This window comes from Nocardia fusca NBRC 14340, from assembly GCF_001618425.1.
In the GTDB taxonomy this organism is placed as follows: Bacteria; Actinomycetota; Actinomycetes; order Mycobacteriales; family Mycobacteriaceae; genus Nocardia; species Nocardia fusca.
Window position 1 is genome coordinate 395459 of record NZ_BDCU01000017.1, and the last position, 15576, is coordinate 411034.

A 15576-nucleotide genomic window follows, 5' to 3' on the forward strand; every position below is an offset into this window, starting at 1 on the left:
AGCGTAACGCGCCCGGAGAAGGTAAAGGACCAGCGGTCGGCGGTAAGTCCACGCGGTGGTGCCCGCAGCCGGGTGGCACCTCCGGTCTGGCACGATGGTCCGGTGACCGAGCGCGTTACCGACCGGCCCGCGGCCGGGTGTCCCCGCGGCCCCTCCCCCGACCGGCCGGGCAGCGCCCGCCGGATGAATCGCCGTACCGCGCTACGGGTCGCGGGCGGCGGCACGGTCGGATTGTTCGCCGTCGGCGCCCTGGCCTCCTGCGCGGAAGATCCGATCACCGAGCCCGATGTGCTGGTCGCCCAGGAGTTCTCGGCCCGCAGTGATGCCGCGGCGGCCACCGCCGCCATCGCGCTCGAGCCGCAGCGCACGGACGCGCTCACCGTCATCGCCGCCGAACGCACCGCGCACGCGGCGGCGCTACGCACCGAGATCGATCGGGCGATCGGCGTCTACGGCGACGGGACGACCCCCGCCGTACGCACCCCCGCGCCCACTACGACCCCGGCCCCGGACGCGCCGCCGAGTATCGCCGCGCTGCGCGATCAGCTGACGTCCTCGCAGCGGGCCGCGTCCGATCTCGCCGTCACCCAGTCCGGCTACCGGGCGGGCCTGCTCGCCTCGATCAGCGCCGCCTGCGCGGTCCAGGTGGGGGTACTGCTGGTATGAGCGGGGAAGAACAGCAGGCGCTGCGCGACGCCCTCGATGCCGAATACGCGGCGATCTACGCCTACGGCGTGATCGCCGCCCATTCGAGCCCGGAGCTGCGGCGCACGGTCAACGAGCACACCGCCGCGCACCGCGCCCGCCGGGACGGCACCGCCGATCTCCTCACCGGCGACGGGGCCGCCGTGCCACCTCCCGAGCCCGCCTATACCGCGCCCGTCGAGGTCACCGACCCGGCGTCGGCCGCACGGCTGGCCGTCGTGGTGGAAACCGATACTGCAGTGGCCTGGCGCGCGGTGATCGAACACGCCGGGACCGAGCTCCTCCGGCGCACCGGTCTGGAAGCGCTCACCGAATCGGCCGGGCGGCGAGCCGTCTGGCAGGCGGCGGCCGGTATCGCCCCGGCGACCACCGCGTTCCCCGGGCAACCCTGATCCGATTCCGGATCAGGGCGGTGCCCATTCCGTGCGGTTGGTCGAGTTCGACCGATCGGGCCGGGGCCGGGGGAAGACCGTCTCCTCCTGGCTACCGCGGCCACGCGACCAGGGCGCGCTGCCCCGCGGTGGGCGTTCCTGCGGGGTGAGCGATCCCAGCCCGCCCGGCATACCGGGCGGGTAGGGCATCGGTGAGCCCGCCCCCGAGTTCCACGGCGTGGACCCGGGCGTATGACCGGATGCCTGTTCGGCTCCCGCGGGAGTCCACGGGGTGTGATGGCCGGCCGCCGCGGCGATCGGCTCGGCCGGCGGGAGCGCGGTGTCGGCCCGAGGCGGGTCGCCCGCGGTGGGGGCAGGCTCCGCCTGGTTTTGCCCCGGGTCCGGCGGGTGCGGGGCGGCCTCGGGTGGTTTCGGGGCCGAAGTGGTGTCCTGCTCCGGGTGCGCCTCGGCCGCCGCGTGCGGTGCCGCGGCCGGGTCCGGAACGGGCCGGTCGCCTACCACTCTCTCAGTGGCCGGGGGCGCCGGGGGGACGTCGGCCGTCGGCCGGTCACCGGAGCCGGAGTGGTTATCGGCCACACCGGTTTCGGTGGCCTTCTCCCCCGCGCGGAGACGCTCACCCCCGGGGGGCGGGGTCTCCGCCTCCGGCCGGGGGCGTTCCCCAACGGCCGAGGGCTCCGCGGGGCCGGGCGCGGCCGGGGCGACGATATCGGCCGACTCGATGTGCTGCGCGGCCTCCGCGTCCGCCTGCACCAACCGAGCGATCGTCTGTGCCCCACCGGCGGCGTCCCGCACGCCGCGTCGCATCGCCTCGCCGGCGTACCCCCCGACGGCCCCCAGCCTGGTGGCCAACTCTCCGGCGACGGAGTCCACGGAGGCACCGTCCTCGGTCATCGTCACCGCCTCACTTCACCATCGGGCCGGCAGTCGCGACCGCGACCGCGACCGCTGAACCGTGCACGAAACCTCGCGCCGCCGACAGCGGACCAACCCGGCCTTCGGCCGTGGGCCCGGACACCACACGACATCCGACACGTAACCACCGCCACTCCCGGCTGCTACCACCGGGAGTGGGAAGGCATGCTCGGGGAGCGTAATTCGGCGGCGGAAGCACCCGGCACCCGAGCCGCCGACGCGGCGGCACCTCGCTACGAATACGACGCGACTCCGACCGGACCGGTACCCAGGCACACCACCGATCCGGGGGTCCCGTTCCGGATGATCAGTGCCGAGCCGCTGCCGACGATCCGCACGTAGACGGTGTTCAGTCCGGCCCGCACGGGCGCCTCGACCCGGTCACCGCGTTCGAGCCCCACGGTGAGAGTCACGTCGCGATCGGCGAAATAGTTGAGCTGAGCGGTCCATTCGTGCGCGATCATGGGGCCGTCGAGAGCGACCCGGACCGGGCGATCCCCGCCGATCCGGTAACCGCAGCCCGGTTCCGGACCGGGCAGGATTCCGCGGTTCCACCAGACCCGGGCGTCGGCGAATTCGCCCGAGTCGGTGATCATGCGCAGGCGGTCGGTGGCGGCGGCGAAGGCGCCGGGCGGGGCGATCGACGAGAGCACCCGGCCCGCCTCGTTCTCGGGGTAGGCCGTCGGATTCAGCACGGTCCACGGCACCTCCTGCGCGAGCAGCGGAGCCCCGTCCCACTGCGCGAACTCCGATTTCACCGTGGTCACATAGGCTTTCGTCGGCCCCTCGGACCAGCTGCGGGTGAACGTGTAGGTCGACCAGAGGCTGCTCAGCACGAACACCGCCACCACGACGATCGCGGAAAGGGGTCCGCGCCACCGGCTGTCTCCCGTCGGGTGTCCGCGCGGGGCGCCGCCCACCGCGCGGCCACGCACGAAGGCCCGCAGGATGAGGGCGCCCGCGGCGGTGAGTACCACCGCGGCATCGGCCAGATAGCGCAGCGACATCATGAGTTCGTCGACGGTATTGGGCCCCGCCCGCATCAGGACCACCGGAATCTGCACCGCGGGTACATAGACCACCGCAGCCACCCACACCGGCCAGACCACGCGCCGGGCCCGGATGGTCAGCAGTATTCCGGCGGCCAGCAGCGCCCACGCCGCCCAGACCGCCCAGCCGGGGGCCACCGCCCACGGCGCCGACGGCACCCACCGTTCCCAGCCCCACGGCCCACCCAGCAGCGCGGTCACCACTCCGGCCCAGGCCGCGCGGGGCAGCATATGGGCCAGGTCGGCGGAGCCGCCCTCGCCGCTCGAAATCCCGACTGCCGCCAGATAGCACACCGCCCACAGCGCGAGGACCGCCGCGGCCCCGGCCCACAGCCCCGCGCCGCGTCGCAGTACCTCCGGCACGGCCGGACGGCGCCCGTCGACGTAGCGCCGCAGCAGTACCACGGCGAACGCCACGAACGGCACCACGGCCGCTTTTTCGAAGAACAGCAGCCCCACCGTCGTGACCAGGACTCCGGAGATCGCGTACCGGCGGCGGCCGGTACGGTCCAGCAGCACCGCGTCGCCCACCACCCAGGCGAGCGCGAACTGCAGGGGGAGGGCGTTCAGCGCCGCCGACCACCAGGCGAAAGCGGGCAGGGTCAGGGGGGAGAACAGATAGAACGCCAGAGGGATCAGCAGCGCCCGGCGCCGCCCGAGTAGCACCAGCAACATGCGCAGCACCGCGAGCGAGGCCGCCAGCTGGCCGGCCAGCAACACTGCCGCCGTCACCCCCCAGTTCAGCGGTGCGATGGTGGTGACCAGCCAGGACACCCCGAAGGCCAGCGGCATGAAATGGCCGTCGTGATCGTGCAGCAGCAGATCACCGGACAGCAGCGGCAGGGTCCCGGCCCGGCCGGCCAGGATCAGATCGTCCCAGTAGAAGTATCCGTGCGCGGTCACCCACGCACGGACCGCGAGTTGTGCCGCGATGAGCCCGGCCGCCACCCACAGCACGGTGACGCCGGGGGCCCGCAGCCGGTTCCCCAGCGCGGCCCGCGCGTGCGCCGGGAACGCCGCCGGGCTCCGGATAGACGTTCGCTCCGGTGTGAGTGCCGGAGCGGTTCCCATGTCGACCCACCCTACAAGCGACCCGGCTGGAGCACCGTGGGATCGGTGCTCCAGCCGGGTCGGCGACGGTTTTCCACGGTGGGTCCTACTGGTCGGCCTCGGCCTTCGGCTCGGCGTCCACGCCGAGGTCGTACTCGCTCAGATCCACGGCATCGGTGCGTTCGTCCCCGAGATCCAGCAGTTGCGCGACGGCGTCGGAATCACCGTGCGCGGCCCGTTCGCGCAATTCGGTCAGGTTCGGCTCGCGATGGCCGGACCGTTCGGGCTCATACATACAGCGCACCTTCCCTGGAGGTTCGGCGCCGAGCCAGCGGCTCGTACGCTCCGGCATCCGAGCTTAGGTGCGTTGTCGGATCGCCGCCGAATCCGCAGGGAGATCCCCCTGGTCAGCCGAGAGCCCGGAGCCCCGGTCCGGTGTACAACGGCAGGTCACCGGTGGTTCGGATACCCGGTTCGGCGGCCACCACGGCGGGTATGGCGTTGACCACCCGGCCCACACCGGCCAGGATCGCCGCGTAGTTGTGGTCGCCGTGCCGGCTCGACGGACAGATGTCCACCGCGTAGGAGGGCTCGCCGGTGATCTCCACCCGGTAGGAGCCGCCGGGCTGCGCCGGCCGCGCCCAGTCCGGTCGCAGATCGTCGCGCAGCCGGGTGATGTGCTCGACCACGATGGCGGGGCGACCGGCCACATGGCCGGTGATCTCGAACCGCAGCGCGGCCTGCGTACCCTCGGGCACCTCGCCCACCGCGACCCGGAAGCTCTCCGGGGCGGGCTCCCGCTCGTAGGTTTCGGTGATCTCGTCGATCTGCACGCCGAGCCCGTCCGCGAGCGCCCGCATCCCCGCACCCCACGCGATACCCAGCACACCCGGTTGCAGCAGCATCGGCGTCTTGTCGAGCGGCGTGCCGAACCCCATGACGTCGAACATGACCGTGGAGCCGTCGTAGGTGGCGTAGTCCGCCAGTTCCAGGCAGCGCACCTGCTCGATCTGCCGGCAGGTGGAGGCCAGTGCGAACGGGATCAGGTCGTTGACGAAACCCGGATCGACCCCGTTGACGAACAGACTCGCGCCGCCTGCTGCGGCGGCCGCCTCCACCTCGGCGAAGAATTTCGCCGGCAGCGTCCCCCACGGATACATCAGCAGTCCGGGCGCGGTGCCCACGACGTTCACTCCGGCGGCGAGAATGCGGCGGATATCGGCCATCGCCTCGACCAGCCGGGTGTCGCCCATGGCGCAGTACACCGCGCAGTCCGGGCGGGTGGCGAGCAGCTGGTCGAGGTCGCCGACCGCCGTGATCCCGGTACCGGCGCCGAGCCCGGCCAGTTCCCCCGCATCGATCCCGATCTTGGCCGGATCGGACACCCCTACCCCGACCAGTTCGAAGCGCTCGTCGGTGATGAGCTGGGTGAGGGCGATCCGCCCGGCGTTACCGGTGCCGATGAGGACGACGCGTTGGGCCATTGATTCTCCTAGATCCGGGGATCGCGGCGGCGAAAACGCTGTTCAGCCACCGCCTGCCAACCGAGCACCGCTCTGGACCAGTGTCTAGAACGTGTTCCAGTTTCATGGTAGCGTCACCGCCATGGGACGTGTAGACGGCAAAGTTGCCCTGATCAGTGGCGGCGCACGGGGCATGGGCGCCGCCCACGCGAAACTGCTCGTGGCCGAGGGTGCGCAGGTTGTCATCGGCGATGTTCTCCACGACGAGGGCAAGGCCCTGGCCGACGAGATCGGCGCCGCCGCGCGTTATGTACCGCTGGATGTCACCGAGCCCGACCAGTGGGATACCGCCGTCGCGACGGCCGTCACCGAATTCGGCAAGCTCGACGTACTGGTGAACAATGCCGGGATAGTCAACGGCGCCCCGCTGCAGAAGCTGTCCCTGGAGAAGTTCCGCGCGGTCCTCGACGTCAACCTGGTCGGCACCTTCCTGGGCATGCGCGCCGCCGTCGAACCCATGATCGCCGCCGGGGGCGGGTCGATCATCAATGTCTCCTCCGTCGAGGGCCTGCGCGGCGCGCCCTTCGCACACGGCTACGTGGCGTCGAAGTGGGGTGTGCGCGGGCTGGCGAAATCCGCCGCGCTGGAACTGGCCCCGCACAAAATCCGGGTCAATTCGGTCCACCCCGGTCTCATCCGCACCCCGATGACCGAGAACATCCCCGACGACCTGGTGACGATCCCGTTGGGCCGCCCGGCGGACTCGGCCGAGGTCGCCACCTTCATCCTCTTCCTGGCCAGCGACGAATCCTCCTACGCGACCGGCAGCGAGTTCGTCGTGGACGGTGGGCTGGTCACCGGGGTTCCGCACAAGTAACGACCGAGCGGCGGAGGCCTCCTGCCGCACCCACAGGTCACACCCCGTAGGCGGCCAGGAACGTGCGCACAGCGGCGTCGACCGCTCGGTCCAGCTCGCGTTCGGACGGCGACTCGTCGCCGAACCGGTGGCGCGACCGCAGCGAGGCGGTGAGCAACGCCGCCCAGTGCGCCGCCGCGATGTCGGGGTCGTCGATGCGCAGCACACCGGCCACGGCGAACCTGGCGAGCCGGTCGGCCAGTGCCCGGCCGACACGATCGCTCACGCCATCGGCGATATCGCACAGGTCGGGGAACTGCCCGGCCTCGGCACACAGGAGGCGGCGTAGCGCCCGGGATTCCGGAGAGCAGTAACACCGGATCAGTGCGCCGCCCACCGCGCGCAGCGTCGCCGCGAGATCCGGCCCCGGTTCCGTCAGCCGGTCGAGCACGGCCAGATTCGCGGCCAGCGCGGCCTCCGACAGCGATTGCACCGCCGCGCGGAAGACCTGTTCCTTATCGCCGAAATGGCTGTACACCGTCGCTTTGGCGACTCCCGCTTCCGCGGCGATCCGGTCCATCCGGGTCTGCGCGTACCCGGTTCGGCTGAACACCACGAAGGCGGCGTCGAGTATCGCCTGCTGTTTGTCGATACGACCGCGGGCGGGAACGGTAACCGAATCCATGCTCCCACACTAGACCCGAGAGGCCAGATTTCCAGACCGGGAATACTTCCCCGGCCTTCACGCTTCCAGACTCATGAGTCTGGAAATAAAGACTCATCAGTCCAGTGAGACGTGAAGGAATGGAGAGCAACCATGAAAACCGCGGTGATCACCGGCGGCACGGACGGAATCGGACGGAAACTGGCGCAGACCTTGCTCGAACGCGGCGATCGCGTGGTCGTCATCGGCCGGAGTTCGGTGAAAGCCGAAGCCGTTCATGCTGCGGCGGCCCGGCTCGGCGCCGCGGACCGGCTGGAATTCCTGCCCGCCGATCTGAGCCTGGTGAGCGAGAACCATCGTGTCGTCGACCGTCTGCGCAGTGCCTATCCGGCGATCGATATCTTCGCCCTGGGAGCGCGGTACTACCGATCGTCGCGTGCGCTCACCGCCGACGGCTTCGAGGCGTCATTCGCGCTGTTCTACCTCAGCCGCTATCTCCTCGCCCACGGCCTGGCCGAGACACTCGGCCGGTCCACCACGCCGATCGTCCTGGACCTTTCCGGCCCGGGCGGCGACCTCGCCCGGATCAACTGGGACGACCTGCAGTTCGCCCGTGGCTACGACCCGGACGCGGTCATGCACCAGTGCGGCAAACTCAGCGATCTGCTCGCGGTCGCCTTCGTGCGCGCGCACGCGAACAGCGGCATCCGCTACCTGCTCCTACACCCGGGACTGACCGCGACCGGATTCACCGGGTCCTATTCCGCCGAGGACGCGGCGACAGTGGCCGGCATGCGCCGTCGCGGCCAACCCGTCGACGCCGCTGTCGCCCGCATCATGCGCCACCTCGACCATCCGGCGGTGCCGCTCCTGTCCGCCTTCATGCAGGACACCCCGGTCGACACGACGGGTGCGGCATTCGATATCGCGTCGGCCGAGCGTCTCGCAGCTCATACGAGGGAACTACTGGCCGGTGCCGGGCCGGGTCCACACGCCTGAACTCCCCGTCCTCCCGGTTCCGGCCGGGAGGACGGGCGGCTCCACATCACGGGGCGCACCTCTCTGCGGCACCACCGCGACGGCGCACATCCCGCTCCGGCACACCGTGCCGGATGCCGTGCCCGGCATGTACCCCGAGGGCGAAATCGCGTGCGAACCGCATCAGCACCCGTATCGTGCGCGACATATCGACCTCCACTACACAGATCTGTAAAGTCCGTTGCCCTATACGATAGGTACACAGATCTGTGAAGACAAGGGAGGTGGGCATGACCGGCACAGTGGGCAGGGAAGAGCTGACCCCGGGCGCCCGGCGCATCCTGGACACCGCCGGCGAGCTCTTCTACTCGCGCGGTGTCCATGCCGTCGGCGTCGATACCATCGCCGCCGAATCCGGCGTCACCAAACGCACGCTGTACGACCGCTTCGGATCCAAGGACGGCCTACTCGTCACCTACCTCGCAGATCGCGACCGGCGCTGGCGGGCACGGATCGACACCCACCTCGCCGCGGAAGCCGACCCGATCCGGCGACTACTGGCGCCCTTCGACGTACTTCCGGAGTGGCTGCCCACCAACAGCAGAGGGTGCGGGTTCATCAATGCTTTCGCCGAGCTGCCCGATCCCGATCACCCGGGCCGGCAGCTGATCGTCGAGGAGAAGACCTGGTTACGCGACCTCTTCCGGGAGCTGGCCGCGGCGGCCGGGGCCGCGGATCCGGATCTGCTCGCCGTGCAGCTGTTCAGCCTGCACGAGGGCGCGATCATCAGCTTTTCCATCACCGGCGAGCAGACCGCCGCGGCCGCGACGCGGGCGGCCGCACTCCAGCTCGCCGAGCAGGCCACGCAACGCCGACCCGCTCGGCGAGGAAGCGACGGGTCAGCCGCGGACCCGGGCGAGCACCGCCTCGACCGCTGATCCGGCGGGAACGTCCTGGGTCTCCCCGGTGAACCGGTCCCGCAGCTCCACCTTGCCCTCGGCCCAGCCCCGGCCGATCACCAGTACGTAGGGCATCCCGAGCAGTTCGGCGTCCTTGAACTTCACCCCGGGTGAGGCGGTGCGATCGTCGAAGAGGATGTCCAGGCCCTGCGCGTGCAGTGCCGACACCACCTCCTCGGCCCCGGACCGAGCCGCCTCGTCCTTGTTGGCGATCACCACGTGCACGTCGTACGGCGCGACCTCGGACGGCCAGCGCAGACCCTTGTCGTCGTGCTGCTGTTCGGCGATGACCGCCACCATGCGCGAGACGCCGATACCGTAGGACCCCATCACGAGCCGCACCGGTTTACCGTTCTCCCCCAGCACATCGACCTCGAAAGCGTCGGTGTACTTGTAACCGAGCTGGAAGATGTGGCCGATCTCGATACCGCGCGCCGAGACCAGCGGGCCACGACCGTCGGGCGATATATCCCCGTCACGCACCTGCGCGGCCTCGATGGTGCCGTCCGGCGTGAAATCACGGCCGGACACCAGGCCGACGACATGTTTGCCGGGTGCGTCGGCGCCGGTGATCCAGGAGGTCCCGGTGACCACCCGGGGATCGACCAGGTAGCGGATACCGTTGGCCTGCAGCCCCTTCGGACCGATATAACCCTTCACCAGGAAGGGGTTGGCGGCGAAATCGGCGTCGGTGAGCAGTTCCACCTCGGCCGGCTCGACCGACGCGCCGAGACGCTTGTCGTCGACCTCGCGATCACCGGGCACGCCGATACCGACGATCTCGGTCTTCCCATCGGGATGCCGCAGTTTCACCATGACATTCTTCAGCGTGTCCGCGGCGGTGACCGGGCGACCGTAGCGCTCGGCGATGCCCGCACCGTTCGCCCAGTCCACCAGGGTCGCGATGGTCGGGGTGTCGGGGGTGTCGTGGACCTGCGCCTCGGGCTGCCCCTCGACGGGCAGCGGCTCGGGCGCGGGGGTGACCACGGCCTCCACATTCGCGGCGTACCCGGATTCCCGGCACACCACATAGGTGTCCTCGCCGACCGGGCTGTCGGCCAGAAACTCCTCGGAGGCACTGCCGCCCATCGCGCCGGAGGTCGCGGCGACGATCACGTACTTCACCCCGAGCCGGTCGAAGATGCGCTGGTAGGCCTCGCGGTGCGCGGTGTAGCTGGCCTTCAGCCCGTCCTCGTCCAGGTCGAAGGAATAGGAGTCCTTCATGATGAATTCGCGACCGCGCAGGATGCCGGCCCGGGGCCGTTCCTCGTCGCGGTACTTGGCCTGGATCTGGTACAGGGTGACCGGCAGGTCCTTATAGGAGTTGTACTCACCCTTCACGGTGAGGGTGAACAGTTCCTCGTGGGTGGGGCCGAGCAGATAGTCGGCGCCCTTACGGTCCTGCAGCCGGAACAGGGCGTCACCGTATTCGGTCCAGCGGTTGGTGGCCTCGTAGGGGTCGCGCGGCAGCAGCGCCGGTAGCGAGATCTCCTGCGCGCCGATGGCGTTCATCTCCTCGCGCACCACCTCCTCCACCTTGTGCAGCACCCGCAGGCCCAGCGGCAGCCACGAGTACACACCCGGCGCGATCCGGCGCACATAGCCGGCGCGCACCAGCAGCTTGTGGCTGGGCACCTCGGCGTCGGCGGGGTCGTCGCGCAACGTACGGAGGAACAGTCGGGAGAGGCGGGTGATCACGGTTGCCCAGCGTAGCCCCTGTGCGCCCGCCGGCCACATTCGATTACCGGTGGTGGGCGCCGTACGCTCGGCGCGGGCGCCGCGCCCCGGATCCCTCCCCGACGGGGCCGCCGGGGGCGCGGGGCGGCGACCGGTACCGTAACCGGTCGTGCTGGTGCTGCTCCCCCCTTCCGAAACCAAATCCGACGGCGGTTCCGGCGGCCCGCTGGATCTGTCGGCGCTGGCCTTCGACTCGCTCACCGAGGTCCGTGCGCAGCTGGTCGGCGACCTGGTCGCACTGGCCGGCGACCCGGAGGCCGCCCGGGCCGCCCTGGGACTCGGTAAGAACTCCGAGGCCGAGCTGGCCCGCAACGCCGCGGTGCGCACCTCCCCCACCCGGCCGGCGCTGGAGCGCTATACCGGCGTCCTGTACGACGCGCTGGCAGCGAGTTCCTTCACCCGGGCCCAGCGCGCGAAAGCGCTCGCCCGGATTGCGGTCGGCTCGGCGCTTTTCGGCGCGGTCCGGGCCGGTGATCCCATCCCCGCGTACCGGCTGTCGGGCGGCTCGAAACTGCCGGGCCGGCCGACCCTGGCGGCGGTCTGGCGTGAACACCTGGGCCCGGCCCTGCGCGACGCGGCCGGCGACGAACTCGTGGTGGACCTGCGTTCGGGCACCTACCAGCAGCTCGGCCGGGTACCGGGCGCGGTCACCGCGACGGTGCTCACCGAGCACTCGGACGGATCCCGCACGGTGGTCAGCCACTTCAACAAGCACCACAAGGGCCTGCTGGCCCGGGCCCTGGTGCTCACCCGCGCCGAGCCCGGGGATATCCGTGCGGTGGCCCGGGTCGCGAACAAGGCCGGACTGCGCACCGAGGTCGCCTCCGATACCGAGCTGGTCGTCCTCACCTGATTCGGGGCCCGGAACCTCCGGCGGGCGGCTGCGGACCGCGCCGCACCGGGCCGTAGGCTCGAGCCTTGTGCCGAACACGTCAGCCGATACCGACAACCTGCCCGCCGGGGACTCGAACTACCTGGTGGGACTCGATCTGAACGGACGCCGGGTCGTCGTCGTGGGCGGGGGCAGCGTGGCACAGCGCCGGTTGGGCCTGCTCATCGCCTCCGGCGCGGCCGTCGAGGTGATCACCCGGGAGGCCACCCCCGCGGTCGAGGCGATGGCCACCGCGGGCCAGATCACGCTCACCCTGCGCGATTACGCCGACGGTGACCTCGACGGCGCCTGGTACGCCATCGCCTGTACCGACGGGCCCGAGACCAACGCCGCCGTCGTCGCCGAGGCCACCCGGCGGCGGATCTTCTGCGTCCGCGCCGATCACGCACAGTCCGGGACGGCGGTCACCCCGGCGACCGCCCGCTACGACGGGATGACCCTGGGCGTGCTGGCCGGCGGCAGGCATCGGCGCTCGGCCGCGGTCCGCACGGCGCTGCTGGAAGCCCTGCAATCGGGTGTGGTCACCGACGACGCGACCCCCATGACCCCCGGAGTCGCCCTGGTCGGCGGCGGGCCCGGCGACCCCGATCTGATCACCGTGCGCGGCCGCCGGCTGCTGGCCCGGGCCGATCTGGTGGTGGCCGACCGCCTGGCCCCGCCGGAGTTGCTGGCCGAGCTGGGGCCGGATGTCGAGGTGGTGGACGCCGCCAAGATCCCGTACGGACGCTCGATGGCGCAGGACGCGATCAACCGGGCGCTGGTGGACGGTGCCCGGGCGGGCAAATTCGTGGTCCGGCTCAAGGGCGGTGATCCGTATGTATTCGGGCGGGGTTACGAGGAACTCGAGGCCTGTGTCGACGCCGGGGTGCCGGTGACGGTGGTGCCGGGAGTCACCAGCCCGATCTCGGTGCCGGCGGCCGCGGGCATCCCGGTCACCCATCGCGGTGTCACCCATGAATTCGTGGTGGTCAGCGGCCATATTCCACCGGACCATCCGGATTCGCTGGTCGACTGGCCGGCGCTGGCCCGGCTGCGCGGCACCCTCGTTTTGATGATGGCGGTGGAGCGGATCGAACAGTTCGCGGCGGTCCTGCGCGCGGGTGGCCGCCCCGCCGAGACCCCGGCGACGGTGATCCAGGAAGGCACCCTGCGTGGCCAGCGGGTACTGCGGGCCACCCTCGCCGATGTGGCCGAACGTGTCCGCGCCGAAGGTATCCGGCCGCCCGCGATCATTGTGATCGGGCCCACGGCCGGGTTCCGCGCCGCGCCGGTAGCGGCCGGCGACGGTCGGTTACAGTGACCCACTGTGCTCGATAACCCCCCAGCTATCAAATATCCGGTGACGAAACGAGCCTTCGGCCTCGCCATTCTCGTGCTCAGCGGGTTACAGCTGATGGTGGTGCTCGACGGCACCGTGGTGATCCTGGCCCTGCCGCGGCTGCAGGAGGAGATGGGCCTGTCCAGTTCGGGCAGCGCGTGGACCATCACCGCCTACGGGCTGCCGTTCGCCGGCCTGATGCTGCTCGGCGGCCGGATCGGCGATTCGTTCGGACGCCGGCGCATGTTCGTCCTCGGTGTGGGCCTGTTCACGCTGGCCTCCATGCTGTGCGGGCTGGCGCAGGGCGAGCAGATGCTCATCGCCGCGCGGGCCTTCCAGGGCACCGGCGCCGCGCTCGCCGCGCCCACCGCGTTCGCCCTGGTGGCCAGCACCTTCGCCCCGGGCAAGGTCCGCAACCAGGCCTTCGCCATCTTCGGCTCGATGGTCGCGCTGGGCTCGGTCGGCGGACTGGTGATCGGCGGGGCACTCACCGAGGCCAGCTGGCGGTGGATCTTCCTGATCAATGTGCCGATCGGCGTGCTCATCGTGATCGGCGCGCTGGTCGCGCTCCGCGATACCCACCATCAGCGTCTCACTCTGGACGTGCGCGGCGCGTTCCTCGGCACCCTGGCATGCGCCCTGATCGTCTGGGGCGCCACCGAGGGGCCGGAACTCGGCTGGGATGACCCGTTGGTCTACGGCACCCTGATCGCGGGCGCGGTGCTGCTGCCGGTTTTCGTCTTCGCGGAACGGCACGTGGACAACCCCCTGCTGCCGTGGACGCTGTTCGACAGCCGCGACCGCGTCGCCACCTTCGTGGTGATCCTGCTCGCCAGCGGCGTGCTGGGCGCCACCACGTATTTCGCCGGGCTGTTCGTGCAGAACGTCGTCGGTTACAGCCCGCTGGTCGCCGGGATCTCGTTCATCCCGTTCACCGTCGGCGTCGGCCTCGGCAGCGCGGTGGCCACCCGGCTGGCCCTGCACATCGCGCCCCGGTGGCTGCTGGTCGGCGCGGCAGTGGTGCTGATGGCCGGTCTCGGTTACGGATCGACGCTGGACGCGGACGTCGGCTACTGGTCCACCCTGCTGCCGCTGTTCTCGGTGATCGGTTTCGGCATCGGTATCGCCATGGTGCTCATCCCGCTGTGTGTACTGGTCGGGGTGCCACCGGACGAGATCGGCCCCCTGTCGGCGATCGGCCAGATGTTCCTGAATCTGGGGACTCCCATCGCCATCGGCGTGCTCACCCCGCTGGCCGCCTCCCGGACCCTGTCCGAGGGCGGGACCATCAAGAAACCGGCCGAGATGACGGCGGCGGAGATCACCGCGCTCGGTGACGGCTACACCCTCGCCCTGCTGGTGGCCGCGATCGGCGGGCTACTTGTGGGCCTGATCGCGCTGACCCTGCGCTACACCGCGGAAGAGGTCGCCCGGGCCCAGCACGCCCAGGACGAGGCCCAGGCGGCCTGACCCCGGCGACCGCGCGTCACAGCCTCCCGGTGATCTTGGTCGGCGTGATCCGCACCGCCACCCGGGGGCCGTCGTCCACCGAGGCCGGATTGAACTCGGCGTACGGCTTGCCGGTGTACTTGATCGACATCCGGTCGCCGACGAGCATGTCGGGGTCCGGGGTGAGGGTGGCGGTACCGCGGATCTCCGCGTAGACATACGGGTTGTCCGGCGGCGCGATCAGGACCGAGATGCGCGGATCGCGGGCCAGGTTCTTGCCCTGGACGCGATCGGTCGTCGTGGAGTAGAGCAACTCGTCGCCGTCCCGGTCGATCCAGGTGACGGTCAGATGCGGGTGGCCGTCACGGCCGATGGTGGCCACGGTCACGAATAGTTTGGCATCGTCGATGTACTGCTTGACGGTGTCGGGCAACGAGATAGCGCTCATGCACACGAGCAACCGGTTCCGGTGGGCGTTCATTCCGGCTCAGCCCGGCGAATCCGCCTCCAGCTCCGCCAGCAGCAGGGTCATCAGGCCGGACTCCTGGGTCTGCGCGGTGATCATCTCCCGGGCCACCTGTTTCACCACCCCCTCGGTGAGCAGCGCGTCGGCCACCCGGGCCATGGCGATACCGCCCTCGTGATGGCGCTGCATCAGTTGCAGGAACAGGATCGCGGCAGTACGTCCCCGCGCGGCCGCCAGGCTGTCGAGTTCGGCCTGGGTGGCCATCCCCGGCATCACGGCCCCCGCCGGGACGTGGGCGGCGGGGTGATCGTGGGTCCGCGCGGGCATCCAGCCCATCGGCTCCGCGCCCGCGGCCGGCGCTCCGGCCAGCCGCAACCAGCCCAGCAGGGTGCCGATCTCGGAGAGCTGGGTGTCCTCGATCTGCCGGGCCAGACCCCGCACCGCGGGGGCGACGCCGGGATCGAGCCGCTGCACCATCACCAGTGCCTGATGGTGATGGGCGGCCATATCCTGGACGAATCCGATCTCCGTGGCGGACAGCACCTCCGGTGCCGCCGGGTCGTCGATGAACAGCGGGCGCAGCGCCGCCCCCAGCACCAGGAGCAGTGCCGCCGCCACCAGCACGGCGATCGCGTCGCGTAACCGCTTCACGCAAGCCTCCCGGCCTGCCGGGCCGGGGACGATCC

At 70.7% G+C, this 15576-nt stretch carries 16 protein-coding genes; 8 read left to right on the top strand and 8 right to left on the bottom strand.

Going from position 1 to position 15576, the window contains the following annotated elements; genetic code table 11:
• Positions 1 to 102 precede the first annotated feature (102 nt).
• Both NF4_RS08270 and NF4_RS08275 read left to right on the top strand, forming a co-directional pair.
• Positions 103 to 666: a hypothetical protein gene (locus tag NF4_RS08270; RefSeq protein ID WP_357981313.1), complete on the top strand. Its 564-nt coding sequence runs from the start codon at positions 103 to 105 to the stop codon at positions 664 to 666.
• On the top strand, positions 663 to 1097 hold the full coding sequence (locus NF4_RS08275; RefSeq protein WP_063126644.1) for a ferritin-like domain-containing protein: 435 nt from the start codon (positions 663 to 665) through the stop codon (positions 1095 to 1097). Before NF4_RS08270 ends, NF4_RS08275 begins: the two co-directional genes overlap by 4 nt.
• 12 nt (positions 1098 to 1109) lie before the next feature.
• On the opposite strand, the gene NF4_RS08280 is transcribed toward NF4_RS08275, so the two are convergent.
• The 4 genes from NF4_RS08280 to NF4_RS08295 form a co-directional block, all read right to left on the bottom strand.
• Positions 1110 to 1988, bottom strand: a complete 879-nt coding sequence (locus tag NF4_RS08280) for a hypothetical protein (RefSeq protein WP_063126645.1) — start codon at positions 1986 to 1988, stop codon at positions 1110 to 1112.
• Between the two features lie 254 nt (positions 1989 to 2242).
• Positions 2243 to 4129 (bottom strand): hypothetical protein, encoded by a 1887-nt coding sequence (locus NF4_RS08285; RefSeq protein WP_232330356.1) that lies wholly within the window; start codon positions 4127 to 4129, stop codon positions 2243 to 2245.
• Positions 4130 to 4214: 85 nt separating this feature from the next.
• On the bottom strand, positions 4215 to 4403 hold the full coding sequence (locus NF4_RS08290) for a hypothetical protein (protein WP_063126646.1): 189 nt from the start codon (positions 4401 to 4403) through the stop codon (positions 4215 to 4217).
• A 112-nt stretch (positions 4404 to 4515) separates the two neighbouring features.
• Complete coding sequence (locus NF4_RS08295; protein ID WP_063126647.1) at positions 4516 to 5592, bottom strand: NAD(P)H-dependent amine dehydrogenase family protein; 1077 nt, start codon at positions 5590 to 5592, stop codon at positions 4516 to 4518.
• 121 nt (positions 5593 to 5713) lie between these two features.
• Here NF4_RS08295 and NF4_RS08300 point away from each other — a divergent pair, with 121 nt between their 5' ends.
• Positions 5714 to 6448 carry a glucose 1-dehydrogenase gene (locus tag NF4_RS08300; RefSeq protein ID WP_063126648.1) on the top strand — a complete coding sequence of 245 codons (735 nt, stop codon included), beginning with the start codon at positions 5714 to 5716 and terminating at the stop codon, positions 6446 to 6448.
• A gap of 37 nt (positions 6449 to 6485) precedes the next feature.
• On the opposite strand, the gene NF4_RS08305 is transcribed toward NF4_RS08300, so the two are convergent.
• Positions 6486 to 7112, bottom strand: coding sequence for a TetR/AcrR family transcriptional regulator (locus NF4_RS08305; protein ID WP_063126649.1), 627 nt, complete (start codon positions 7110 to 7112; stop codon positions 6486 to 6488).
• 132 nt (positions 7113 to 7244) lie between these two features.
• Here NF4_RS08305 and NF4_RS08310 point away from each other — a divergent pair, with 132 nt between their 5' ends.
• Together NF4_RS08310 and NF4_RS08315 are read left to right on the top strand one after the other, a co-directional pair.
• On the top strand, positions 7245 to 8090 hold the full coding sequence (locus tag NF4_RS08310; protein ID WP_063126650.1) for an SDR family NAD(P)-dependent oxidoreductase: 846 nt from the start codon (positions 7245 to 7247) through the stop codon (positions 8088 to 8090).
• A gap of 269 nt (positions 8091 to 8359) precedes the next feature.
• Complete coding sequence (locus NF4_RS08315) at positions 8360 to 9007, top strand: TetR/AcrR family transcriptional regulator (RefSeq protein WP_084532986.1); 648 nt, start codon at positions 8360 to 8362, stop codon at positions 9005 to 9007.
• Here the strand turns inward: NF4_RS08315 and NF4_RS08320 are convergent.
• The gene (locus tag NF4_RS08320; RefSeq protein WP_063126875.1) at positions 8969 to 10726 is read right to left on the bottom strand and encodes a proline--tRNA ligase; all 1758 of its coding nucleotides are present in this window, start codon (positions 10724 to 10726) and stop codon (positions 8969 to 8971) included. The two genes, NF4_RS08315 and NF4_RS08320, sit on opposite strands and share 39 nt — an antisense overlap.
• A gap of 148 nt (positions 10727 to 10874) precedes the next feature.
• Here NF4_RS08320 and yaaA point away from each other — a divergent pair, with 148 nt between their 5' ends.
• The 3 genes from yaaA (at position 10875) to NF4_RS08335 (ending at position 14445) form a co-directional block, all read left to right on the top strand.
• Positions 10875 to 11618: a peroxide stress protein YaaA gene (gene yaaA / locus NF4_RS08325; RefSeq protein ID WP_063126651.1), complete on the top strand. Its 744-nt coding sequence runs from the start codon at positions 10875 to 10877 to the stop codon at positions 11616 to 11618.
• A 67-nt stretch (positions 11619 to 11685) separates the two neighbouring features.
• Positions 11686 to 12957: a uroporphyrinogen-III C-methyltransferase gene (gene cobA, locus NF4_RS08330; RefSeq protein WP_063126652.1), complete on the top strand. Its 1272-nt coding sequence runs from the start codon at positions 11686 to 11688 to the stop codon at positions 12955 to 12957.
• Between the two features lie 6 nt (positions 12958 to 12963).
• Positions 12964 to 14445: an MFS transporter gene (locus tag NF4_RS08335; RefSeq protein WP_063126653.1), complete on the top strand. Its 1482-nt coding sequence runs from the start codon at positions 12964 to 12966 to the stop codon at positions 14443 to 14445.
• Between the two features lie 16 nt (positions 14446 to 14461).
• Here NF4_RS08335 and NF4_RS08340 read toward each other — a convergent pair whose 3' ends face one another.
• Together NF4_RS08340 and NF4_RS08345 are read right to left on the bottom strand one after the other, a co-directional pair.
• A complete protein-coding gene (locus NF4_RS08340; RefSeq protein ID WP_063126876.1) occupies positions 14462 to 14872 on the bottom strand; it encodes a PPOX class F420-dependent oxidoreductase in 411 nt (136 codons plus the stop codon).
• Positions 14873 to 14911: 39 nt separating this feature from the next.
• Positions 14912 to 15541, bottom strand: coding sequence for a DUF305 domain-containing protein (locus NF4_RS08345; protein WP_063126654.1), 630 nt, complete (start codon positions 15539 to 15541; stop codon positions 14912 to 14914).
• Positions 15542 to 15576: the final 35 nt, after the last annotated feature.

Coding starts and splice junctions, on each gene's coding strand:
- NF4_RS08295 (WP_063126647.1), bottom strand. CDS start 5,592: ATGGCCCAACGCGTCGTCCTCATCGGCACCGGTAACGCCGGGCGGATC.
- NF4_RS08290 (WP_063126646.1), bottom strand. CDS start 4,403: ATGTATGAGCCCGAACGGTCCGGCCATCGCGAGCCGAACCTGACCGAA.
- NF4_RS08305 (WP_063126649.1), bottom strand. CDS start 7,112: ATGGATTCGGTTACCGTTCCCGCCCGCGGTCGTATCGACAAACAGCAG.
- NF4_RS08300 (WP_063126648.1), top strand. CDS start 5,714: ATGGGACGTGTAGACGGCAAAGTTGCCCTGATCAGTGGCGGCGCACGG.
- NF4_RS08310 (WP_063126650.1), top strand. CDS start 7,245: ATGAAAACCGCGGTGATCACCGGCGGCACGGACGGAATCGGACGGAAA.
- NF4_RS08280 (WP_063126645.1), bottom strand. CDS start 1,988: ATGACCGAGGACGGTGCCTCCGTGGACTCCGTCGCCGGAGAGTTGGCC.
- NF4_RS08285 (WP_232330356.1), bottom strand. CDS start 4,129: ATGGGAACCGCTCCGGCACTCACACCGGAGCGAACGTCTATCCGGAGC.
- NF4_RS08340 (WP_063126876.1), bottom strand. CDS start 14,872: ATGAGCGCTATCTCGTTGCCCGACACCGTCAAGCAGTACATCGACGAT.
- NF4_RS08315 (WP_084532986.1), top strand. CDS start 8,360: ATGACCGGCACAGTGGGCAGGGAAGAGCTGACCCCGGGCGCCCGGCGC.
- NF4_RS08275 (WP_063126644.1), top strand. CDS start 663: ATGAGCGGGGAAGAACAGCAGGCGCTGCGCGACGCCCTCGATGCCGAA.